Origin of the sequence: Candidatus Tumulicola sp. (genome assembly GCA_035601835.1) — a bacterium.
Taxonomy (GTDB): Bacteria; Vulcanimicrobiota; Vulcanimicrobiia; order Eremiobacterales; family Eremiobacteraceae; genus DATNNM01.
Genome location: DATNNM010000016.1, coordinates 138,350 through 161,881, shown reverse-complemented (window position 1 = coordinate 161,881; position 23,532 = coordinate 138,350). Strand labels below are relative to the sequence as shown.

Sequence of the window (23,532 nt, the reverse complement as noted above, 5' to 3'; positions counted from 1 at the left end):
GACGTAGGGGCGGCGGTTTTCAATAAATGTGGAAGCGGACCTTTATCAAACGCGCAGAGCCTGGACTCTCTTTCCGGCGATCTGCGCGAGCGCGCGGAACCGATAGGCCATGCTCGCCTTGGTGACCGGCGGTCGGGCTCTTTTCGCGAGCTCGGCGAGCGTGCGATCCGGGTAAGCGATCCGCAAGCGCGCGGCCTCTCGCACCGCGGCGCTCAAGCGCTGCAGGCCGAGCCGGCGCACGACGCGCAGCGCGACGTCGAGCTGTCTCGCGCTTGACGTCGCGGCGCGCGCCGCATTAGCCGCCTCGCTGTTCACACGCCGCCGGATGGCGTTCTTGGTCGAACGCCGCGCCAGAAGATCCTCCAGCTCGAGCACCGCGCGCGCGGCGCCCAAGTGTCCGAGCAGTTCGGCGACGCTTGAGGCTCCCTTCACGTACACGAGAGGTCGTCCGCGGCGACGGGTCACGCCGGCGTCGACGCCGAGGGATGCAAGCGCTCTCGCTAGCGCGCGCGCATCATCATCGCGCCGGCAGAAAAACTCCAGATGATAGTCGCGATGCGGATCGGTGACGGAACCGCACGCGAGAAACGCTCCGCGAAGCCAGGCTCGCCGGCAGCAGAGACGCGACGGCTCCGAATTGTGGTCTGCGGAAGGCGTCACGCCGCCGACGACGATTTGGGCGTGCGCGCGGAAGCGCGCGCTGGTCGTATGCGATGCGTGCAGATCGAGACCGGCCGAGCGGGCCGCGCGCAGCGCCGCGCGCGCCACCGCGCTGCGTTCGGTTACGACGATGCGCGATGGGCCCCCGCCGGAGAAGCGCGCCAGCGCGCGCAAGAACGACATCGGGCAGCACGGCCGTTCGAACCGCACCGCGGCGATCTCGTCCTTAGCGTCACCGGAGAACATGGTTAAGGGGAGTCATCTTTCGACGTCGATGCGGTAGGTGATCAGATCCGTCTTCACCGCCACCTTATCGTAGAGGCCGCGCGCGCGAAGATTGTCCGGCGTGGTGACCCAGCGGATGTGGCTCCAACCGCGCGCGCGTGTGATCTCCGCCAGCTTGCCGAGCAATGCGCGGACCACGCCGCTGCCGCGGAATTCCTCGCGCACGTACAGGTCGTCGAGATAACAGGCCTCGTTGCCATCGAGCGTGCGTGGGAAGGGCCGGAAGATCGCAAAGCCGACCGCGCTGCCTTCGCGCTCGGCGAGCAGACATTCGACCCGGTGCGTGCCGTGCATGATCCATTCCCAGACGACGCGGGCGATCGGGTCGGTGACGGGGAGCTGCACGGCGCGCGCGTAGGCGCCGTACATCGAACTCCACGCGTCGAAATCGCCGGGAGCGGGCGCGCGCAGGATCAGCGACACGCCTACGTCGCTGCCGCGCGCCGCGGCGCGAGATCGAAGTAGCGGCGTTCGAGCAGGGCGGTGAGCGCATCGACCGAGTGCGGCGCGGCAGCGGCCTTAGCTGCGGTGCAGCGCCGGGCGCGCTCAGCCTCGCCGGCGGCGAGCAAAGCGAAGAGCGCCGCGCCGAAGGCGGTCGCGTGCGGTGGGACCAACGTGCCGGCATCTCCGCTCACGACCTCGCGCGAGACCGGGCAGTCCGTCGCGACCACGGGCACGCCGTGCGCCATGGCTTCGAGCAGCACCAGCCCTTGCGTCTCCGTCGTTGATCCGAAGACGAACGCGTCGGCCGCGCGGTAGTATGCGCCGAGCGTCGTCTGATCGAGGAGTCCGGTGAACTCGATGCGATCGGCGCACGGCAGCGCTGCGGCGTGCTCGCGCAACACCGCCTCATGCGGTCCGCCGCCGACGATGATCAAGCGCGCGCCGGGAATGCGCGCCGCCGCAATGGCGAAGGCATCGAGCACCAGATCGACGTTTTTCTCCTTGCCGAGCCGGCCGACGAACAGCGCGAGCGGCGTGCCCTTAGCACGAACGCGCGCGACGGTTGCATCGTTCGTGCCTTCGAACGATTCCAGATCGACCCCGGTCGAGATGATGTCGATCGGGCGCTCGACGCCGTAGGAGAGCAGCAGATCGCGGATGCCCGCGGTGGGGGCGATCACGCCGTCGCAGCGGTTGGAGAACTCGCGCGAGACCCACACCGCTTGGGCGCGCGTGAGGCCTTGATGCTGCGGCAGGTAGTGCGCGTACTCGGTCCAGCGCGTGTGATAGGTGAAGAAGAGCGGCGCCTTGCGGAACTGGGCGAGATATGCGCCCAAACATCCGATGAAGAACATCGAGTGCACGTGGACGACGTCGAACGGCATGCGCGGCAGCGTAGCGACCAACTTCGCGGGCAGCGGAAACGCCATGCGGAACTGAGGATAGAAAGGGAACGGCGCTGAGCGCAGGCGGAAAACATCGTCGCTTTCGGAAGCATCCTCGTGCGCCGGCGCCACCACGATCACACGGTGTCCTCGGCGGCGCAGGGCGCGCGCAGTGCCCACGATCGACGTCACCACGCCGTTGATCTCGGGCAGATACGAGTCGGTGAACATGCCGATGAAAAGCGGGCGCGCGAGCATCACGAATTCCGGGTTTCGCCGGGACCGCCGCTTTTGACGTCCGTTGTGTAGTGCCGGGGCTTTAGCCCCGGTTTGACGTCGGACAAGAGCGTATAGAGCGACTCGGCACGCACGCGCGCGCCCGGCCGCTCCGGCACCGCCTCGATGCGCACCCTCACGTCGCGCGATGCGTAATGGATGAGCAATTCGTCGCCTACCTTCACCTGATGCGACGCCTTCACCGGCCGGTCGCCGCACTCGATGCGCCGGGCGTCCAGCGCCTCTTTCGCTTCGGTGCGCCGCTTCGCGAGGCGCGAGACTTTAAGGAACTTGTCCAGCCGCATGATCCTTCGCGCGCTTCCACAGCACGTCGAGGTCTTCGAGGCTGCGACCGGCCAGTGCCGTGGCGCCGCCGCCTGCCATGCGCTCCATCTCAGCAAAGCGCTCGCGGAACTTGACGTTGGCGCCGCGCAGCGCGGCTTCTGAGTCGACGCCTAGCCGCCGGCTCAAATTGACGATGGTGAAGAGCACGTCTCCCAACTCTTCGCGGATGTGCGCGGATTCGCCGCTTTCCACCGCGGTGTCCAACTCGTGCAGCTCTTCAGCCACCTTCTCGACCACGCCGTCGGTCTTCGGCCAATCGAAGCCGACCGTGGCCGCCTTTTCCTGCAGCCGCTGCGAGCTGAGCAGCGACGGCAGACTCTTAGGGATGCCGTCGAGGAGCGACTCGCGGTGCTTCATGGCCGCCTCTTGCGTCTTGATCAGCTCCCACGACTTCATCTGTTCTTGCGACGTCGAGATGCTCGCGTCGCCGAACACGTGCGGATGACGCCGGATCATCTTGTTCGACAGCGCGTTGATGACGTCGGCCACCGTGAATTGACCTTTCTCGGCCGCGATCTGCGCGTGAAAGACGATCTGGAGAAGAAGGTCGCCCAGTTCCTCGCAGAGTTTTTTAGGGTCGGTCTCATCGACCGCCTCGACCACTTCGTGCGCTTCTTCGATGAGGTACGGCAATAGCGTCTGGTGCGTCTGTTCGCGATCCCACGGGCAGCACGCGCGCAGCCGGGTCATGATCTCGACCAGTTCATCCCAGGTGTGGTGGATGTCGACCGGCGGCAACGGCAAAAGCGGCGACGCCGCGGCTGCGGAGAGCGCCGCGCGTGGCATGCCGGGGATGAGCTCGATCAGGATCTGCCGCTCGTCGAGCGCCCGCAGCAGGTGTGGGAGGCCGGGAAAATCGAGCATCGGATGGCCGGGGACGCCGAGCGCCGCATCGCCCTCGGCGGCGTAGTCGACTGCAGCCTCCACCGCCTCGGGCACGCCTCGCAGGAGCGCGCCGCCGTCGAAGGGCGTGTCCTCGACCGGCACGCCTTTGCTCTTGAGATGTTCGGCAAGCGCGGGCGGCGCGCCGCACAGCACGACGCGCGGCGCGGCCGATAGCCGCCGCAGCGCACCGAGCGTCAACAGACTTGCGTCGCTCGGCCCGAGACCGACGATGGCCAGCGTGGGCATGCAAAAAAATTCGCGAGCGGACCCGGAAGGTCCGCCCGCGCGTCGTTTCGGCCCGGCGTGCGCTATTTAGGCTTGGTGGTCGCGGGAGCGGCGGTCACCGGGGGTGCAGCCGGAACCACGGGCGCCGGTGACGGGAACAGATCCGAGAAGCGCGGGTCGTCGATCTCGATCTTCGCGCTCGTGCGCAGCGTCTGGAGGAACGGCGTCATCTGCAGCGACTCCTGTTGCTGCTTCACTTGGTCGATCACGTTCTGCTTCGTCAAGGGCTTTGTCTCGATCACCTTGATGACGTGCCAACCGAAGGGCGTCTGGACCGGATCGCTTATCTGCCCGGGTTTGAGTTTGAAGGCCGCCGCTTGGAACGCAGGCACCATCTGACCCGGACCAAACGTCCCGAGATCGCCGCCCTTGGTCTTGCTGCCCTTGTCCTGCGAATACTGCGCCGCCAGGGCCGCGAAGTCGGCGCCCTTTTTGAGCTGCGCTTCGATGGCGTCGGCCTGAGCCTTGGTCGTCACGAGGATGTGCGCCGCGTGCACCTGCGCGGTTTGCCCGAGCGTGAGCTTGTTGGCCTTGATGTAGTCGTTGATCTGCGCGTCGGTCACGTTGATCTGCTGATCCACCGCCGCTTTCACGAGCAGTTGCTCGCGGATCACTTTATGCGCGTCGTCCAAACTCATGCCTTGCTGTTTCAGCATGGTCTCGAACTGGCCGGCGGGGAAATGGGAACGGATCTCGTCGAGCTTTGTCTCGACGTCTTTGTCCGCAACAACGATGTTATGCTGTGTGGCGTATTGGAAGATCAACTTCTGTTGGACGAGTTGCGCAAGCGTGTTCTTGCCGACCTGACCCTCGAGCTTGTCGTCGAGCTCACCCTTAGTGATCTTCTCACCGTTCACCACTGCGATGGCTTTGGAATCGCCGCACGCCGTCACGAACAGCGCGGCGCTGAGCGCCAACGCGAGCGACGCGAGCGTCGCAAACCTGAACTTCATGTATCCTCCTAGATTAGAGCGCCGCCACGACTTCACGAACCGTCGTCAGCAGCCCGTCGCCCGTCTGCCCGTGCGCGGGGAAGTGTGCCACAATCAAGCACCCTTTAGTGAAACGGAAGTTTCCTTGAGTGAGGGACGTCAGAGTCGGAAGAGCACTTTCAGAGAGTGAAAAATGGCGCCCGACCTCGAGCGTCAGTTGACGATGTTCGAGCGACAGTTTTTCCACTCCTTTCGCGGCGGCAAGCACGCGAAGTTTCGTCAGCTCGAGCAGCGCGGCGACCTCTTTTGGATGCGCGCCGAAGCGATCGCGCAGTTCCTCGGCCACCGCGTCGACCTCAGCGGTGCTGCGCGCCGCTGCGAGCCGCTGATAGAGCGCGAATTTCTGACTCGCGCCGCGCACATACTCGCGCGGGATGTACGCGCTCACACGGACGTCCAGCACCGGTGGATTAGTCTCTAGCCCCCCTCGATGTAGTGCCGGGGCTTTAGCCCCGGATTGTTCTGATATCGCTTCTTGCAAGATCTGCGTGTAGGTGTCAAAGCCGACCTGCGCGATGAAGCCGCTTTGCGCGTGGCCGAGCAGATTGCCGGCGCCCCGTATCTCGAGATCGCGCATGGCGAGGCGCAACCCCGACCCGAGATGCGCGAACTCGCGGATCGCTTCCAAGCGCGCCTCTGCCTGTTCGCTGAGCGACCGATGCGGCTGGTACAGCATGTACGCGTAGGCTTGGTGGGCGCCGCGCCCCACGCGACCACGCAGTTGGTACAGTTGCGCGAGCCCGAAATGGTCCGCGTTGTTGATCACGATCGTGTTGGCGTTGCGGATATCGAGACCGTTTTCGATGATCGTGGTGGAGACGAGCACGTCGAATTCGCCTTCGACGAACGCGATCATCACGTCCTCAAGCTCGCGCGCCTCCATCTGACCGTGGCCGATGCGGATGCGCGCGCGCGGCACGAGCTTGGCCAACGCGTCGCGGACGCCGTAGATCGTCTCGATCCGGTTGTGCACGAAAAAAACCTGGCCGCCGCGATCGAGTTCTTGTTGGATCGCGGACGCGATGAGCGCGTCGCTCGTCGGCGCGACGACCGTCTTGACCGCGAGCCTGTCGGCCGGCGGCGTTTGGATGAGCGACAGATCGCGCACGCCCACCATCGACATGTGCAGCGTACGCGGGATCGGCGTGGCTGAAAGCGTGAGCACATCCACCGAACGGCGCAGCTCTTTGAGTTTCTCCTTGTGCGCGACGCCGAAGCGCTGCTCTTCGTCTACGACGACGAGGCCGAGGCGCTTGAAGCCGACGTCGCGCTGCAGCAGGCGATGCGTGCCGATGACGATGTCGACGCTGCCGTCGAGCAGCCCGGCCAAGGTCTGTTTCTGCTCGCTTGGCGAGCGCAAGCGCGAGAGCATCTCCACGCGCACCGGGAACGCGGCGAAGCGCTCGGAAAATGTGCGGAAGTGCTGCGCGCCCAGCACCGTGGTCGGCACGAGCACGGCTACTTGGCGTTGATCCATGACGGCCTTGAACGCGGCGCGCATCGCGACTTCGGTCTTACCGTAGCCCACATCGCCGGCGACGAGCCGATCCATCGGACGAGCCCGCTCCATGTCTTCCTTGACGGACAGCACGGTCGAATGCTGATCGGGCGTTTCATCGTAGGGGAATGATTCCTCGAGCTCCGCCTGCCACGGCGTGTCAGGAGCGGAGGCGTGGCCTTGCGCCGTTTCTCGCTCGGCGTACAAGCGCACCAAACCCTCGGCGATCTTCTCGACCGCGTCGCGCACTCGGGAGCGCGTGCGCTGCCAATCGCTGCCGCCCATCTTCGAGAGCCGAGGACCGGCACCGTCGCCGGCTTGATAACGGCGCACCAAGTGCATCATCTCGACCGGCACATAAAGCCGGTCGTCGCCGGCGTACTTGAGCGCAAGAAAATCGCGGCCCACGCCCTCGACCTCGATGTGCTCCAGGCCGAGATATTGCCCGATGCCGTGGTGGGCGTGGACGAAATACTCGCCGGCGACGAGATCAGCATCGGTGATCGGCACGCCTTCTTTCGCGGCTCGCTGCTTTTGGCGGCGCGCCGCATGGCCGAAGAGCTCGGCATCGCCGAGCACGGCGAGCCCGAGAGCGGGGCTAGAGAAACCTTCGTCGATGACGCCGTCGGCCACCACCACCCGGCCGCCGTCACCTCGGGCCCAGTGCGCCGGGACCGGCCCTACAGGGACGTCATGCTCGTCGAGCACCTCTTTGATCCGGCGATGGCCTACCGAGACGACGGCGATCAACTCGCCCGCGGCGACGCGCTTTCGCACGTCCTCCACAAACCTGTCCATGCTTCTATTGAAGAGGGGCGACGCTTGCGTGGGGATCGCGACCGTGAGATCAGGTTCGCGCGTGACGCGCACGCCCAACGAAGCGAAGTTGACCACGGCGTGCGACTTCAAGCGCTCGGCGATCGCGTCGAGGGAGAAATCCGAGCTGGGGCTCGGAACGCTACCTCCGAGCTTCGCTCGGAACGCTACATTTGGGTCATCTTCGGGGGCGTCGGCGGCGGCGACGGTCGAGTCGTCGCGCTCAACGTTCAGCCCTTGATCCACCGCGCGGATCAATTCCGGATCGTCCACCGCAAATATCGCATCGTCTGCATACACGCCGATGAAAGCTGCGTCGGCCGCAAGCGCCTCTTCGTCCCACGGCTCGATGACGATCGAATCCACCGCCGCGATCGAGCGCTGGTCGGAAAGTGCGAACGTGCGCGCTGACTCGAGCTGGTCGCCGAAAAATTCCATGCGGATGGGTGCATCCGCGGTGGCGGGAAAACAATCGACGATGCCGCCGCGCACCGCGAACTCGCCGGCCGCCGCGACCATCTCGACCCGTTCGTAGCCCAGCGCCACGAGCCGCTCGAGCAACAGCTCCCACGCCATGACGCCGCCGGTGCGAAGCGTCAGCGCGCCATCGCGCCAACGCGCGGGTGCCGGCAAGCGCTGACGAAGGGCCGCGTGCGAGACGCAGAAGATGCCCGGCCGCCCTGCCGCAAGCGCCGCAAGCGTTTCGATCCGTTCGCTGCGCTCCGTCGGGCTCGGCGACGCATCGGCGCGCGCGCGCGGTCGCAGCACGTTCACCGCGCCGGGCGCGTCTTCCAAATAGAATGCCGCGTCATTGGCGACGCGATCTGCGGCATCCGGCGTGGCGGTCCATACGATCACTTGTCCGCCGCTATTGCGCCACAGCGACGCCAACACGCAGGCGCGCGCGCCGCTGGAGGTCTCGCGCATGTCAAGCGCCGCACGCGCGCGCAGCGCGGCAGCAACAGGACTTAGGGATTCCGTTCCACCGATGAGGCCTGAGATGAGGGGACCGAGGGACACGGGCAACCAATTACCTCCGGAAAGCGTTCGTGGCCGGATCGCGCTGCGACCCGGCCCTTTTGGGTAGAATACAGATATGAATTTCGCTGCGGCCGGTCTGGTCGCCTCGCTGCTCGTGGCCATCGCGTTGCCGCCGGGCGTCATCGAAGCGTCCGACCGGGACCCGGTACGCATCACATCCGTGTCGCTTTCGGCGCAGACGCTGCATTCCGGTGACGTCGTCGTGGCACACGTCGTCACGACCAGCAATGCCGCCGCCGTCACGGCGCAAGTCGGCACCTTCCGCGTGCTGATCCCGAAAACAAAGCCGGGGATCTTTGAATCAGCGATGGTCGTGCCCCGCGTGCCGTTCATCTTTCGTACCACGCACCAGATCATCTTCACGGCGATCCGCACCGACGGCGCCAGCGTCTCGCGTTCTCTTTCGATCAAGCTGCGTTAGCGCGTGGCAGGTCCGTCCGCCATCGTTGTGGTCATCGACTCCGGCGGCGTCGGCGCCGCCGAAGACGCCGCGAAATTTTCCGACGATAGTCGCGTCAACACGCTTGGCAATACCGCGACCGCGGCGCACGGTCTCAAACTGCCGACGCTTCAACGCCTTGGGCTCGGCTGCCTCACGCGCATCGCCGGCGTCGAGCCGACGCAGTCGCCGCTCGCGTCGTGGGCGCGCCTTCGCGAAGCGAGCAACGGCAAGGACACGATCACCGGTCATTGGGAGATGATGGGCATCGTGGTGCGCAACGCTTTCCCGACGTATCCGAAAGGTTTTCCGGCGGACGTGATCGAGCGCTTCGAAGCGATCGTAGGTCGAAAGGTGCTCGGCAACAAGACCGCGTCGGGCACCGAGGTCATCGAAGAGCTTGGTCCGGAGCACATGAAGAGCGGCCGGCCCATCGTATACACGTCGGCGGACTCCGTCTTCCAGATCGCGACGCACGAGAGCATCGTGCCACTGCCGATGTTGTACGAATGGTGCATCGGTGCGCGCGGGATCCTGACCGGGCCGGATCGGGTCAATCGCGTCATCGCTCGGCCGTTCGCAGGTGAGCCGGGACGTTTCGTTCGCACCGCCGGACGCCGCGACTACGCCGTGCCGCCGCCGAGCCCCAGCATCCTCGATTTGCTGACGCAAGCGGGTGTGCCGACGAGCGGGGTGGGGAAGATACAAGACATCTACTGCTGCCAGGGTATTGCAGCGGGGGGCCGAACTGCGGACAACCAGGAAGGAATCGCCAAGACCGTCGAGTGGCTCAATGCGGGACAGGGCGGTTTTTGCTTTACCAACCTCAACGACTTCGACTCCAAATACGGCCACCGACGCGACCCCGACGGCTACGCCAAGGCCCTCCTCGCGCTCGACAAAAGTTTGCCGGAAATCTTGAATAGATTGAAGACTGGAGACCGCCTGATCATCACGGCCGACCATGGATGCGACCCCACCGCTCCAGGCTCGGACCATACCCGTGAATTCGCGCCGTTGCTCGATTATCGGCCCGGCGTCAAAAGCCAAGCTTTGGGGGAGATCGATTCGTTCGCACAAGTCGGCTGGCGCGTCTTGGAGACGTTCGGATTGCCGCGACCTGCGGAGCCGCTGTTCGTATGAACATCGGGCCGTTGGCGCGCAGCGACGCGGAGCGCGCGCAGCAGATGTCCGCACTGGCCGCGCTCGCAAGCAGCGCGCAGTCCGGGGCTAAAGCCCCGGCACTACAAAACGTTAACGGACACGTCAGCAACGGTGCGAGCCGCAGCGCCCACTGGCTCAACGCCGAGCGTCGTGTGCCGGCGGCATGGCATGTCTTCAAGCGCGTATCCGACATCGCGTTGAGCGTGGCGATGCTCGCCGTGCTTTCACCGCTGTTCGCGGTGATCGCCCTTGCGATCAAACTGTCGTCGCGCGGGCCCGTCCTGTTCTCGCAGACGCGCGTCGGCAGATCCGGGCGTGAGTTCCGCTTCTACAAGTTCCGCACGATGGTGGACGGGGCACACCTGTTGCACGATCACGCCGCGCACCTGAACGAACGCGACGGCCCCGCGCTGAAGATCTCGAATGACCCGCGCGTGCACGATGTCGGCTGGTTTCTGCGCCGCAGCAGTCTTGACGAACTGCCGCAGCTCTGGAACGTGCTGCGCGGCGACATGAGTTTTGTCGGTCCCCGCCCCGGATTGCCCAAAGAGGTCCAAAGCTATCAGCCGCATTACTTGCAGCGGCTCACGGTGCTGCCCGGCATCACCGGCCTGTGGCAAGTGAGCGGGCGCGCGAACGTTTCGTTCCGCCGCTGGATGGCGATGGACGTTTGGTACGTGCGGCACTGGTCGCCGCTCGTCGACTTTTGGATCCTGGCCAAGACGGTGCCGGCGGTCATCCGCGGGGAAGGCGCGTGGTAAGCTTACTCCAGCTGCTCCCCCCCGTCGTCGATCAGACTCTCCAACGCACCCCTCTTACGGCACTCTCCGCTATCGTGTTCGCGCTGGTGGGGCTCGGCGCGCTCTACGTCACCCTGCGGCGGCCGCCGCTGGCGCTCGGACTGCTCGCCTTCGCGATCCCCTTCGCTTTTTATCGCGACATCGGCAGCGTCACCACGCTGACCGCCGAGAAGATGATCGTGCTGGGCGTCGCGATCGGTCTGCTGATCAAGGGTGCACCGCTCGCGCCGAAATCGCCGGCGGTCAGACGCATCCTGCTGGCCGGTCTGCTGGTATTGGCTGCGATCGCGCTGTCCGCGACGCACGCAACGTTCATCACGCCCGTCGTGCGCGAGACCCTCAAGCAACTCGAGTATCTGCTGATCTTCTGGTGCGGCGCGAACCTGGCGCTCATGTACAAAGAGTCCGGGACTTGGTTCGAAGCCGGCGTCGTCGGTGCATCGCTCCTGGTCGTAGGAGTGGCGGCGGCGCAGGCGATCTTCGGCGGCGCGCCGTCGGGCATCATCGTCAACAATCACGCGTTGCCCCGCGTGGCGGGCACGTTGGAAGGGCCCAACCAGCTGGCCGGTTTTCTGGAAGTCGGGCTGCCCGTGCTGTTCTTATCCCCGCTGCTGATGCAAGACAGGCTGCGGGTCGTGCGCTGGATCGCAATCGCCCTTGCGGTCGCAGTTATGATCCTCACGCAATCGCGCGCGGGCATGGCCATCGCGCTGTTGGTCTACGCGGCGCTGTGGCTGATCGATCGGCGCGCGGCGCGCGCCACGCTTGCGCCCTTTGCCATCGGCGCGCTCGCCGGGCTCGGCGTCGCGCTGTGGTGGTATTGGGGGGTCGCGCATGACATCGCCTCCGCGCTGTTGCGGCTCGTGCTGTACATGTGGCCGCAAGATCCCGGCGGCGTCGGCACGCGCAACGAATTGTGGCAGGCGGCGATCACGCTGTTCCAAAGGCAGCCGGTGTTCGGCGTCGGCGCGGGCAATTTCGAGCTGCTGCTTCCGACCGTTGGGTTGAACGGCGTGCAGACGCATGCGAACAGCCTATGGTTGCAGACCTTGGCCGAACAGGGCGTCGTGGGGCTGGCGGCGTTCGTCGCGTTCACGATCGTCGCGCTGCGCGAGTGGGTCATCGGCATGAGCCAATCGTGGCTCGCGCGCGCCGCGCTGCTCGCGACGGCCGGCCTGCTGCTGCACCAGGTCTTCGACTACCTGTTCTTCTTCCCGAAGGTCGGATTGCTGTGGTGGCTGCTGCTGGGAGTCGCCGCCGCGCACGTGACGGCGCTTCAGAGTCAGACCGCGCCCGCGCACCGACCCGCACCGCAAACGCAGGCGCTGGAAAAACAAGCCGACCCCGTCGCATGACGCGAGTCATGCTTGCCGCCGCGGTCGCGCTTGCAGCGCAAGCCGCGACGAGCGTTCTCGCTGCGCAAGAGCCGCAACCCCTCACGTCCATGCCGATCGCGGTGTCGGCCGCGCGCGTCGAGTACTTCGGCGACGCCGCCATCATCCAAGCACGGGGTCACGTGCAAGTGAGCATGGGCAACGGCGTGCGCGTCGAGGGCGATGCCTTCTCCATGGACTTGTCGCTGCATCGCTTCTTGGTGGTCGGGCACGTGCGCTTGACCACGCCCTCGGGGGAGATGGACGGAGCCGCCTACGCCGCATTTCTGCCATTCCGGCGCGAGTACTTCGTGCCGCTCGACCCCGCCGCCGATCGCTGGACGTTCTTCAACGGCGACTACGCGAACCCGTCCAAGGGGCGCGTGATGCCGGGCGACGCATTCTTCCTGCCCGACCTGTCATCGCAGCGGCCGTACATCGTCGCCGATCAAGTGACGATCGACCCGACCGCCTATGCGAAGTTCTCGCCGGCTACGTTCCGCCTGCTCGACGGGGCGCTGACGACGATCCCGCTGCCGCCGTACGTCTACAATTTCTCGCAGAACCAGCATTTCGGCATCAACGCGCTGACCGGCGCGAGCATCGACGTGCCGTACAACTTCGCAGGCTCAGCCTCGTCGCTGGACGCCGTGCATTTCCGCTATGATCCGCAGCGTAAGTCGTATGGCTCGTTCGAGCATCACTCGGTGTTCGGCGCCGGCTACGCGGTGTTGAGTCTGAACCCGGCCACGCAACCCTTCAAACAGTGGAACCTGCTCGCGTACGACCGATCGAGTCCGGCCAGCGCGATCTCTCTGGAGACGCAACTTTTCACCTATCAATACGGGCTGATCCGGCCGCTGGACTCCAACGGCTTCGCCGACGTCATCTACACGCAGGCGCTCCGGCAATCATCGGCTCGGCTGGAACTCACGCAAGCGTACTCGAGTCTGCTGGCGCAGCCGGCGCTCGGCTATTACGGCGATCCATCGCACCCATGGATACCAAATCATCCGTTCACGGCAGGCGTGGAATGGTCGGGCTTCGATCAGCACATCGGTCGAACGGGATTATCGTATCGCCTCACGTCGGGACTTGGCATGCAGCACGACGTCTTCGGCATCCGCAGCACCGGCGCGAAGCAAGCCACGTCGGAGTATGTCTCCGGCGCGATCTACACACCGACATATCCGGGGCCGTTCGGCACTGGTCTGAACGCGCGTTACCAAATCGCGCATGCCTGGCTCAGCTTTCCCAACACGATCGACGAACAGGTCTTCACCGGCACGATCAGCCGCCGTCTGGCGCGCAATCTGGTATTCATCGGCTCGACGGTCATCGACTCGAGCAGCACGCGCGATCCGAACGCGACGTTCATCTCGCCCAACGCGTCGACCGGATTGGCTCCGCAGCCGTTTTCCACGTCTGGGTTGCCGTTCGTCCTGAACGAGGCCCCCGGTTCCCCGGGGGCGACCAACCGCGTGTACGGCATGACCTTCGCGTTGACGCCGTCGCCGGATTTCCAATTCACGTTCGGCGCTTCGAAGTCGGCGTTCTCACCGGTGCAGACCCAGTTCAGCAACGCCCCGCCCCGCTATCAGCTCACTGGAGACGTGCGCACGCGCATCACGCGCACGTTGTTCATCGACGTCCAGCGCGGCTACAACTTCGGGTGGTCCGGTTTGTGGTGGACGCCATACACGTTCGTGGTGAGCGCGCAGTGATACAATACGCGATCCTCATGCTCTTCATGATCCTACCGACGCCGATACCGCAGCCTTCGCAGACAGCGCCGCCGGACATCGTAGCGCCCACGAGCACTCCGGTGCCGCTGCTCGTCAACGGACAAGTGATCGACTTCGAGCGCGGCTACATCGTCTTCTCGAGCGGCGATGCGTTCAAACTCGCCGCAAACGTCAGCCTGGTGGACGAAGCCACGGGCGCTGCGCCCTCATACGCGATCGCGCCCGGCCTGTTCGCCGTCGCCTATCTGGATACGGAAAGCGCGTCGGTCACGTCGGTCCACTTCGCGCGCAAACCCTTGCCGCAAGGCACGCCCGCGGCGGACGTGCCTCGCAAATATGTCGCGCAACTCTCGCCGTCGCAGCCCAATCCGGACCTTGCGCCGCGCGCCGCGACCTTTCAGAGCAAGCTCTCCAAGGACACGCTGGTGCGCATCACGGTCCAGGTCCCGCCGAACACGCCATTCACCGATGACGTGTACATCACAACCGACACGAGCGGCTGGAATCCGCAAGCCATCAAGATGCAAAAGGCCGACGGGCTGCACTACTACATCGAAGTGCGCTTGAAGACCGGGACCGAGTTCCACTTCTTGTTCACGCGTGGCTCTTGGAAATCGGCGGAGCGCGATCGCGCCGGGCTCGAGCGCAAGCCGCGCAGCCTGGTCATCGAAGGCGCCGATGCGATGCGCGTGGATCCGACCGTCTATCGCTGGGCCGACTTGAACTAGGCCTATGTGGTATGCCGGACTTCAGTCTGGCCTGATTATGTGGTATGCCAGACTTTAGTCTGGCCCTTTGTGAACGCGATCGTCGCGCGCAAACCGTCCTCGAGCGAGACGTGGGGCTCCCAACCGAGCAGCTCGCGCGCCCGGCTGATATCCGGGCAGCGGCGCGCCGGATCGTCCAGCGGCAGCGGCTTATTGACGACTTTGAGCGGAACGCCGGCGAGCCGGCTCACGATCTCCGCGAGCTCGCGCACGTTGCGCTCGTCCGGATTGCCGAGGTTGACCGCAATTCCGCTAGTCAGTTCGGACGCGGCGCACCGGACCACACCCTCGACCAGATCATCGATGTAACAGTACGAGCGCGTTTGCGAACCGTCGCCCTGAATCGTCAAGGGCTCGGCGCGCAGCGCCTGATCGATGAAAGTCGGTACGACTCGGCCGTCCTTGCGCCGCATGCGCGGCCCATACGTGTTGAAGATGCGCACGATACGGGCGTCGAGACCGCGCTCCCGGACATACGCCATCACGAGCGCCTCTCCGAAACGCTTCGATTCGTCGTAGCAAGAGCGCGGGCCGAGCGGGTTCACGTTGCCCCAATACGACTCGGCTTGCGGATGCTGCAGGGGATCGCCGTACACTTCGGAGGTCGATGCATAGACGAGCCGCGCTTTCATCGCTAGCGCCGCGAGGCAGCAGGCCTCGGTGCCGCGGCTATTCACCGCCAGCGTCTTGAATGGGTTCGTCGCATAGTCGACCGGGCTAGCGGGCGATGCGAAATGGAGAACGAGCTCGGCGCCCCCGTCCGGCTGCATGAGTTGGGGGTCCCCTGACGCGACGTCACCTCGCACGAATCGAAAGCGCGGATTCTTGCACGCACCCCGCAAGTTGTCTTCGCTGCCGGTCAACAGGCTATCGATACCAAGCACTTCGGCGCCGTCGCGCAGGTATCGGTCCACCAGATGCGAGCCGACGAATCCGGCCGCGCCGGTGACCACCACGTTCACGGCATGGTTCGACGGATCGAAGTGCCGTCGACCTGCGCCTCGGGTTGGGCGTGGAACGGAGCGGCGCGCCCGATGCCGCAATAGACGAAGCCTTCCGCCACGACCTTGCTGGGTTCGTAGATATTGCGCGCGTCGAAGATGACGCGGCCGGCCATCAGTTTCCGCAACACCGCGAAATCGAGCTGCTTGTATTCGTTCCAGTCCGTCGCGATGACGAGCGCGTCTGCGTCGCGGGTGGCCTCGTAATGAGCGCTCGCATAGCGCACGGAGTCGCGCAGCACCGCCTTCGCCTTGGCGATCGCGACCGGATCGTGAACCGTCACCGTCGCGCCCTGGGCGACGAGCCTCTGCGCCAGCGCCAGCGCGGGCGACTCGCGCACGTCATCGGTGTTCGGCTTGAATGACAGGCCGAAGAGCGCGATGCGTTTGCCCTTCACGCCTTCTAAAAGTTCGTTCAAGCGCGCCATCACGCCATCGATCTGGGCCGTGTTGGTCTCGAGCGCGGCGCGCAGCATGCGCGGTTCGACGTGGGATGCCTCGGCGATCTGCCGCAACGCTAGCACGTCCTTCGGGAAACACGAGCCGCCGAAGCCGAGCCCCGCGTTCATGAACGCAACGCCGATGCGTTTGTCGCTGCCCGCCCCGAGCACCACCTCCTTGACGTCCGCGCCGACCTGCTCGCAGATGTTCGCGATCTCGTTGATGAAGGAGACCTTGGTCGCCAAAAAGGCGTTGGCGGTGAGTTTGATCATCTCGGCGGTGCGCGGGTCGGTCACGATGATCGGCGCCTCCAGCGGCGCGTAGAGGTCGCGCAGTTCGGCTTCTGCCCGCTCGTCCTCGACGCCGATGACGATGCGGTCCGGATGCATGAAGTCGGCGATCGCGCTGCCCTCGCGCAAGAACTCCGGATTGGCGACGATGGTGACCTTATGCTTCGAAGCCTTCGCCTCGTCGATGACGGCGGCGACGACGTCTGCGGTCTGCACCGGCACGGTGGACTTGTTGACGACGATGACGGGCCCATCGAGCGACAGCGCGATGTCGCGCGCCGCGGCGTGCACGCTGCGCAGATCGATCTGGCCGTTTTCGAGCAGCGGCGTGCCCACCGCGATGAAGATCATCTGCGCGCCATGCAACGCCTCCTTCGGCGCGTCCGAGAACGTCAGCCGCTCGGCATGCTGGTTGCTTAGCACCATCTCCAGCAGACCGGGCTCGAAGAAGGGCAAGCGTCCCTGACGCAGCGCTTTGATCTTCGAAGGGTCGATGTCGATGCACACGACGATGTTGCCCAACTCGGCAAGACACGTCGCGGTCGTCAGGCCGACGTAGCCCGCGCCCAGCACCGCAAGTCGCCGCACCGCTTAGGCCTTCGTTGAAAATGTAGCCACGGACCTTTAGCACGGACCTCGTAGGCACGGACCTTTAGGTCCGTGTCGGCTTCGGCGTCCCTTGGAGAAAAAGGCCGGCGAGGAGCGAGAGCCACGTGAGTAGCGCGATGGCCGCGAGCGCTGCATAGACCGCGAGCGGAGCGTATCCAATAGAAAGATGTGATGGGGACGACGTAGCCGGCAGCATCCAGCCGGTCGCGTATCCGTCAACGAACACGGGCAGCCCCAGGCGGCGGCCGTCGATCGCAGCTCCCCAATTCGCGGAGTAGCCCTCGCGCAAAATGAGCAGACCGGCAGCGTGCGCGGGCAGTATTGCCTCGTAGAGGCCCCACGTTCTGTCGCTGCGCTCCGCTGGAACCTCCGTTTCAAGGGGTGGTTGTAGTGCCGAGGCTTGTAGTGCCGGGGCTTTAGCCCCGGAAACGGCCTCGGATGACTCCGGCAGGGTCGCTGATATCGCGACGATGTGCGCACCATCGCCGGACAATGTATGATACCCGGCCGATATCGGCAGCGAAAGCCATTGCGCGCTCGCTTTGATAGGCGTATTATTCAGCCGCGCTCCGCCCGGCGCGTAGATCAGCGCACGGCCCGCAGCCATGCTCATCCATTCATATGGCACCAGTGAACGCGTGAACAGCACCGGCCAGCGCGGTCCGGCTAGCGCGGCGTCTAGCTCGGCCCAGCGTTCGCCTTGCACCCAACCGCGGTTCGGCGCGTCGAGCGAGGTTTGCGGATCCTCAAGGGGCAGGAAGAGCGGCGCGGTGCCCGAGCAGCGCACGTATGCGACGTCCGGCTTCATCGCGGATCGCAGGTCGGGCTCGCAGGCTGGTTGGGTGCCGTAAAAAGCGAGCGGTCCGGCATTAGCTATGATCTGCGCCGGCCTCGCAGGTGGCATGATGAGCCCGCCGGCCGGCCATGCAACAGCCATGAGACGACGGCTGACCACGCGATTGCGCGCAACGATCATTCCGATGCCGAGGCGGCGCGCAAACGCCGGCGGCAGAGCGCCGGAATGGTCCGTCCGCGCTGCGGCGTACGCGAACAATCCCGCCGCATGGTAGGACTGAGCGGACGGATGGCGCCCAGTCCCATACTCGAATGGGTCGGCGCCTCCCGGAGTGCCGAGCGGACCGAGCGGTACTGCCGTAGGCAGCCACAGAATCCGGTCGTCGCCGGGCAGCGCCGCGGCCGTGTCCACCTCGGCCTGCCACTGGCGCGGATCGGACAGCGGCACTAACGCCGCGCATTTCGCGGAAAAAGCCGGCCACATCGCGATCCCGAAAATCGCAGCCAAGCCTGCGATTGAAGCGAGCAGAACGGGTCTTCGAAGCGGACCCGACACGAGATACTGAATCGCGACGGCCGCGCCGCCGGCCACGACGAGCGGTACGAGCGCGAGGAGGTCATACAGCTCGCGAAAGACCGAGAGCGCGGGGACATGCGCGAAGAGCCGCACGAGAAGCGGCGCGAGCGGTCCGGTGGCGCCGGTGGCAAGCGCGCCGAGGACGATCGCGGCAAGTGCAAGGCGGCGCGACGTTCCTGCCACGAAAAGAGCGACAAGCACACAGGCTGGGCTTAGCCATTGCCACGCGATGACGCTCGTGTCTCCCGCCGCGCTGCCGAAATAGTTCGCAAAATAATATGTGGCGTCGAGCACCCGGTTCCACGGAATGCTCTCGTCGCGCAACCACGTCGCGAGTTGAAGCTCGGTGGCGAGTCCACCGCCGCGATACGCGGAGATCGCAGCGAAGACCGGAGGCGCGAACGTCAACAGAGCGACGACCCATATGCCGAGCCAATGCCAAGCCCTCATGCGTCGCCACGCCAGCACCGGCAGCAGCACAATCAGTATCAGCCCGACTTGCACTTGCGCAAACGCAAGCGAAACGCACAGGGCGGCTGCGCACCAGGCCCGCAAACCCCGCGTCGGAATCGCCATGAACGCCACAAGCCCGAACGGCACCAATGCAGCATCCAGCAAGAAGAAGTAATGACCGCTCGCGAGCTTCGTCGCGAAAAAGGGTGAGCTCAAATAGAGTAGGCCCGCGGCAAGCCGCGCCATGGGCGCGCTAGCGCCGAACAAGCGCGCGGCAGCGATGTCCGCCCCCACCGCACCCGCGAAAAGAAACAGCCATAGCGCGGCGCGCAGCACCATATCCGGCGCGAAGTAAGCCGCCAGGTATAGAAGCGCAGCAAGGGGATTGGCATGCGGCAGCGCGCTTGGCTGCCCAAGGTTGCGCTCGATCCAGGGCGACAGATGATAGGCGAGCAGATGACGCGCCTGTTCGGGAAAGCATGGAAAGCTCCAGTCATGCAGGCCGAAAGCGCATGCATGCGGACGCGCGAGAAGGGGCACCAAGAGCAGCGTCGCGAGAAGCGCGTATGCAGCCAACCGCGCGCCGATGTGAAGTTTCAGCGTCGCAGTCTCCCCGCGTCGTGGTACGGTGTCGCGCTCATTCGTTACGTGGCGCCGCCGCGGGGGAGTGGCTGAAGCGTTCCCTTGAGCGCAACGCCGTCTTCATAACGAAAACGCGCATGGGCCCATCTGATGAGCGGATGCTCGAAGAAGCGCCAAGAGAGGTCGGCGAGGCCGAAGGCTAGCGCGAGCGACAACAGTGTCACGCCAAAGGTCGGGAAGCCGGTGATCACCGGGGCTGCTTTGAAAAACACGTTGTGCAACAAATAGAGCAGCGGCTGGTGAAAGATATAGACGGCAAACGAAACCTTTCCGACATAGCGCAAGATCGGGGATGACAGCACGCTCCGTATGAGAGGAGACGCTCCGGTCACGACGATCATCAGGCCCGTCCAAAAGAGAAGCCCCCAGCCGGTCCCCAAGATCGTCCGTTCGAGGAATCCCTGGCCGAGGAATCCTTTGACGCTGAGGTACCCATCCAGCGCGAGCAGCCCAACGAATCCGGCGATGAGAACGCTTTGCTTCGACAACAGCCATTCCCACGCGCCTCGTTCCCGCACGATGATCCCGGCGAGGATGCCGAGGGCCAGGTCATCGGCGCGACACCACGTGAGCATGCTTTGCGCAAACCAATTAGCGCCATAAGAGAATCGGAAGATCGGTGCCGCAACGATTGCGGCTAGGCACAGCCATAGGAGTGCCGTGCGATTTAGGACGCGGATCAACAACGGAACAGTCGCATAGAATTGCTCTTCAATAGCAAGCGACCACGTCACCGTGAGCCAGCGCGGTCCGAAATCGTGAAGATGGGCCGACGCGACATTCTGAAGAAACACGGCGTACCACCAAGCTGGTATCGTTGGCGCGAAGACATCCCGGGCTGACGGCAGCCAATTGAGGATGCCGCTCGCGAGCAGCACCAAATACAACCCGTACCAATCAAAGTACAATGGGAAGATGCGAAAGATTCGCCGGCCATAGAAGGCAGCAAAATATGAGGTTGATCCTCTGGCATCCAAGAGGATGCCGCCGATCAGGAAGCCGGATAGAACGAGGAACAGATCGACGCCGATCGATAGCGACCTTAGAGGGACGATCGGGAACCACAGCAAGGTGTACGGCTTGGCAGGCACGATGTTCCCGAGATAGTGGTATACCAGCACCATGAGGAGTGCGATGGCTCGAATGCCATCGAGTTCCGGCATCCTGCCCGCTATGCGCGGATTGTGCCAGCCGGTCAAGCGCCGGGAGGGCGCCAGCCGCGTCGTTCCGCGACCAACTTGTTGGCGAGAAAATAGCTTTCGAACGTTCCGGCGTCTGTCCACCACCCGTCGAGCACGTCGAAAGCAAGATCGCCCTGCTTGATGTAGGCGTTGTTGACGTCCGTGATCTCGAGTTCGCCGCGCGCGCTTGGAGTGAGCCCGCGGCAAAAATCGAAAACGCGCTGATCGTACATATACACGCCGGTGACGGCGTACCCGCTTTGGGGTCGCGAGGGTTTTTCCTCGATGCGCACGATGCGACCATCCCGTATGATCGGCACGCCGAAGCGCTGCGGATCGGGCACTTCTTTAAGCAGCAAGCGCGCGCCAGACGGCTGTTTTTCGAAGGCGCGGACGTGGGATGTAATATCTTTTTCCAAAACGTTGTCGCCGAGTATCACGACGACACGTTGTCCCTCGGAGAAATGTTCGGCGAGTTTGAGGGCGTCGGCGATGCCGCGATCGCCCTCTTGATACGTGTAGAAGATATCCTTGAGTCCGAATTCTTTTCCATTGCCAAGCAAGCGCAAGAATTCGCCTGCGCTATTGCCGCCGGTGACGAGCATGATATCGGTGATGCCGGAGCGTACGAGCGTTTCGATCGGATAGAAGATCATCGGGCGGTCGTACACCGGTAAGAGATGTTTGTTCGACACGCGCGTGAGCGGTAACATGCGGCTTCCCGTACCGCCAGCCAAGATGACGCCTTTCATTGAGACTCCAGCGTCGAGTATTGCCGACGGTAGTACGAGGCGAACTCGCCCTCCACGATCGGCCGCCACCACGTCTCGTTGGCGCGATACCAAGCGACCGTTTGTGCAAGCCCGCTCGCGAGCTCCACGCGCGGCGACCAGCCGAGCGCGAGCAGCTTGGAACAATCCAGCGCGTAACGTCGATCGTGGCCGGGCCGATCCGGCACGCGGCGCACATACGGTCCTGCGTCGAGGCCGAGCAAGGCGAGCAGCCGCTGCGTCATCTCCAAGTTCGTGCAGCCCGCGTGCGGTCCGACGTTGTAGACCTCTCCTCGGACGCCGTGCAGCAGGGCGTGCTCGATCGCGCTGCAGTGATCGTCGACGTGCAGCCACTCGCGTTCGTGAAGGCCGTCACCATAGAGCGGCACCGGCCTGCGATCGATGAGGTTCGTGACGAAAAGCGGCACGAGTTTTTCGGGGTGTTGATACGGCCCGTAGGTGTTGGAGCCGCGCGTGATGATCGCCGGCAGGGCATATGTTTCGACGTACGCGAGCACGAGAAGATCTGCGCCCGCCTTGCTCGCTGCGTACGGGCTGCGCGGCGCCAGAGGCGCGCCTTCGGGCGTGCGCCCGTGTGGGACGCTCCCGTATACCTCGTCAGTCGACACTTGAACAAAGCGTCCGACTTTGCATTCGCGCGCCGCCTCGAGCAGCACGTGCGTGCCGAGGACGTCGGTCCGCAAGAACGCCTCCGGGCTCGTGATGCTGCGATCCACGTGCGTCTCCGCCGCGAAGTTCACGATCGCGTGGACACCTTCGCCGAGGCTCGAGCGCACGTCGGCCGGGTCGCAGATGTCGCCGTGCACGAAGCGGTAGCGAGTGTCACCTTCGACGTCGCGAAGATTGCGCTCGTTTCCCGCGTAGGTCAGCGCGTCGAGGTTGACGACGCTCCAATCGGCATGCTGCTTGAGCGCCGCGCGGATGAAGTTCGAACCGATGAAGCCGCAGCCGCCGGTGATCAGAAGGCGCATCGTCGTTTTTTTATCGAGGCTCTGCGGGCCGCAAGACGAAGGCGGCTTGATCGCCGTCGTGGCGCACGTTCAGCAGCCAAGACCGCACATTCCAGGGGATGCGTCTTAGCGATTGTGCGAGCCCGCGCAGCGTCAGCATACGCCCCTGCGATTTGGGCGACTGGCCACGCATGTACCCCTCGCTTGCCCAAAACTGATACGCATCCGAGTCGTACGTCATGCTGTCGATGCTAAGTCCGACACGGGCGGCGCAATCGAGCAGGCCGCGTTTCGAGAAAAGCGTGAAGTGGCGCGGCGCATCAAACCGGGCCCAGCACCGGCCGTACCGTCTCCATGCATACCCCAGCACCGGCACGCGAACCACAATTCGTCCGCGAGCGGCCAGGCGATCCTTGGCGGCCGTGAGCTCGGCGCACGGATCTTCAACGTGCTCGAGGGTGTGGTTGATCATGATCGCGTCGAAGGTCCCTTGCAAATCCTCGGTGCGTCCGCGGAGCAGCCGGAGCGAGCCGGACTTCCCGTTTCTCCCAATCGCATCGAAGGTGGCATAAGGGTCGACGCCCGTGAGATCCAAGAGTCCAAGATCGCGCAGGCGTATCAGAAAGCGCCCGCTGCCGCAACCAATGTCTAGGACACGGACGTCGGCTGCGGTCGCACCGCGCAAGCCGATGCTCCATCGACCCGTAAGCGGGGAAACGACCGGGACCAATCGATCGTACATGACGCGCGCCGCCTTCACGAGAGGCCTGAGCCGCTCGGAAACGCCTGCTTCGACATGCCGGTAGTAATGAGCGGGGTAATACGGAGCAGCATCCGACGGCGGGTTCGCGAGCGATAAAGAGCCGCAATCGGCGCACTCGCGATACGTGAATTCGCCGCCCATTTGGAACAAAGTCTCCGACGCGGCGTGCGTAGCGCGAACGGCGGCAGAGCCGCAAGCGCGGCATGCGGACGCCGCGGCACCCGAAGATGGCATGATGAAGACTTTCTCGATGAAGAGCGTGGCATCTTTTTCGCGAGCGCGCCGATCCCACGCAGCGACTTCCTGGTGGCGCTCGGCCCCAAGCCGGTGCATCGTCGTT

General features: G+C 64.6%; 20 protein-coding genes. 6 read left to right on the top strand and 14 right to left on the bottom strand.

Features of this window, described 5'->3' with window-relative positions; genetic code table 11:
• Window positions 1-45: 45 nt before the first annotated feature.
• The 7 genes from whiA to mfd all read right to left on the bottom strand — a co-directional run bounded on the left by whiA (window position 46) and on the right by mfd (window position 8,390).
• The gene (gene whiA / locus VN934_11170) at window positions 46-906 is read right to left on the bottom strand and encodes a DNA-binding protein WhiA (GenBank protein ID HXM19353.1); all 861 of its coding nucleotides are present in this window, start codon (window positions 904-906) and stop codon (window positions 46-48) included.
• Window positions 907-918: 12 nt separating this feature from the next.
• Complete coding sequence (locus VN934_11165) at window positions 919-1,368, bottom strand: GNAT family N-acetyltransferase (GenBank protein ID HXM19352.1); 450 nt, start codon at window positions 1,366-1,368, stop codon at window positions 919-921.
• A gap of 2 nt (window positions 1,369-1,370) precedes the next feature.
• Window positions 1,371-2,531 carry a glycosyltransferase gene (locus tag VN934_11160; GenBank protein HXM19351.1) on the bottom strand — a complete coding sequence of 387 codons (1,161 nt, stop codon included), beginning with the start codon at window positions 2,529-2,531 and terminating at the stop codon, window positions 1,371-1,373.
• Entirely contained in the window at window positions 2,531-2,854 is a 324-nt protein-coding gene (locus VN934_11155; protein HXM19350.1) for an RNA-binding S4 domain-containing protein, read from the bottom strand. Before VN934_11155 ends, VN934_11160 begins: the two co-directional genes overlap by 1 nt.
• On the bottom strand, window positions 2,832-4,025 hold the full coding sequence (gene mazG, locus VN934_11150; GenBank protein HXM19349.1) for a nucleoside triphosphate pyrophosphohydrolase: 1,194 nt from the start codon (window positions 4,023-4,025) through the stop codon (window positions 2,832-2,834). Before mazG ends, VN934_11155 begins: the two co-directional genes overlap by 23 nt.
• 62 nt (window positions 4,026-4,087) lie before the next feature.
• Window positions 4,088-5,017 (bottom strand): peptidylprolyl isomerase, encoded by a 930-nt coding sequence (locus tag VN934_11145; GenBank protein HXM19348.1) that lies wholly within the window; start codon window positions 5,015-5,017, stop codon window positions 4,088-4,090.
• Between the two features lie 13 nt (window positions 5,018-5,030).
• Window positions 5,031-8,390, bottom strand: coding sequence for a transcription-repair coupling factor (gene mfd / locus VN934_11140; GenBank protein HXM19347.1), 3,360 nt, complete (start codon window positions 8,388-8,390; stop codon window positions 5,031-5,033).
• A 76-nt stretch (window positions 8,391-8,466) separates the two neighbouring features.
• Between mfd and VN934_11135 the strand changes: the two genes are divergently transcribed.
• From VN934_11135 to VN934_11110, 6 genes are read left to right on the top strand one after another with little or no spacing between them, the layout of a single operon-like run.
• A complete protein-coding gene (locus VN934_11135) occupies window positions 8,467-8,832 on the top strand; it encodes a hypothetical protein (GenBank protein HXM19346.1) in 366 nt (121 codons plus the stop codon).
• Between the two features lie 3 nt (window positions 8,833-8,835).
• Complete coding sequence (locus VN934_11130; GenBank protein ID HXM19345.1) at window positions 8,836-9,993, top strand: phosphopentomutase; 1,158 nt, start codon at window positions 8,836-8,838, stop codon at window positions 9,991-9,993.
• Window positions 9,990-10,775 (top strand): sugar transferase, encoded by a 786-nt coding sequence (locus VN934_11125; protein ID HXM19344.1) that lies wholly within the window; start codon window positions 9,990-9,992, stop codon window positions 10,773-10,775. Before VN934_11130 ends, VN934_11125 begins: the two co-directional genes overlap by 4 nt.
• Window positions 10,769-12,169, top strand: a complete 1,401-nt coding sequence (locus tag VN934_11120; protein ID HXM19343.1) for an O-antigen ligase family protein — start codon at window positions 10,769-10,771, stop codon at window positions 12,167-12,169. The genes VN934_11125 and VN934_11120 overlap by 7 nt, the downstream gene beginning before the upstream one ends.
• The gene (locus VN934_11115) at window positions 12,166-13,911 is read left to right on the top strand and encodes a hypothetical protein (GenBank protein ID HXM19342.1); all 1,746 of its coding nucleotides are present in this window, start codon (window positions 12,166-12,168) and stop codon (window positions 13,909-13,911) included. Before VN934_11120 ends, VN934_11115 begins: the two co-directional genes overlap by 4 nt.
• Complete coding sequence (locus VN934_11110) at window positions 13,908-14,660, top strand: hypothetical protein (GenBank protein ID HXM19341.1); 753 nt, start codon at window positions 13,908-13,910, stop codon at window positions 14,658-14,660. The genes VN934_11115 and VN934_11110 overlap by 4 nt, the downstream gene beginning before the upstream one ends.
• Window positions 14,661-14,695: 35 nt before the next feature.
• Here VN934_11110 and VN934_11105 read toward each other — a convergent pair whose 3' ends face one another.
• The 7 genes from VN934_11105 to VN934_11075 all read right to left on the bottom strand — a co-directional run bounded on the left by VN934_11105 (window position 14,696) and on the right by VN934_11075 (window position 23,525).
• Entirely contained in the window at window positions 14,696-15,661 is a 966-nt protein-coding gene (locus tag VN934_11105; protein HXM19340.1) for an NAD-dependent epimerase/dehydratase family protein, read from the bottom strand.
• The gene (locus VN934_11100; protein HXM19339.1) at window positions 15,658-17,019 is read right to left on the bottom strand and encodes a UDP-glucose/GDP-mannose dehydrogenase family protein; all 1,362 of its coding nucleotides are present in this window, start codon (window positions 17,017-17,019) and stop codon (window positions 15,658-15,660) included. Before VN934_11100 ends, VN934_11105 begins: the two co-directional genes overlap by 4 nt.
• 64 nt (window positions 17,020-17,083) lie before the next feature.
• On the bottom strand, window positions 17,084-19,441 hold the full coding sequence (locus tag VN934_11095; GenBank protein HXM19338.1) for a hypothetical protein: 2,358 nt from the start codon (window positions 19,439-19,441) through the stop codon (window positions 17,084-17,086).
• Between the two features lie 68 nt (window positions 19,442-19,509).
• Entirely contained in the window at window positions 19,510-20,670 is a 1,161-nt protein-coding gene (locus VN934_11090) for an acyltransferase (GenBank protein ID HXM19337.1), read from the bottom strand.
• 32 nt (window positions 20,671-20,702) lie between these two features.
• Complete coding sequence (locus VN934_11085) at window positions 20,703-21,440, bottom strand: sugar phosphate nucleotidyltransferase (protein HXM19336.1); 738 nt, start codon at window positions 21,438-21,440, stop codon at window positions 20,703-20,705.
• Window positions 21,437-22,450 (bottom strand): dTDP-glucose 4,6-dehydratase, encoded by a 1,014-nt coding sequence (rfbB, locus tag VN934_11080; GenBank protein ID HXM19335.1) that lies wholly within the window; start codon window positions 22,448-22,450, stop codon window positions 21,437-21,439. Before rfbB ends, VN934_11085 begins: the two co-directional genes overlap by 4 nt.
• A gap of 10 nt (window positions 22,451-22,460) precedes the next feature.
• Window positions 22,461-23,525 (bottom strand): class I SAM-dependent methyltransferase, encoded by a 1,065-nt coding sequence (locus VN934_11075; protein ID HXM19334.1) that lies wholly within the window; start codon window positions 23,523-23,525, stop codon window positions 22,461-22,463.
• Window positions 23,526-23,532: the final 7 nt, after the last annotated feature.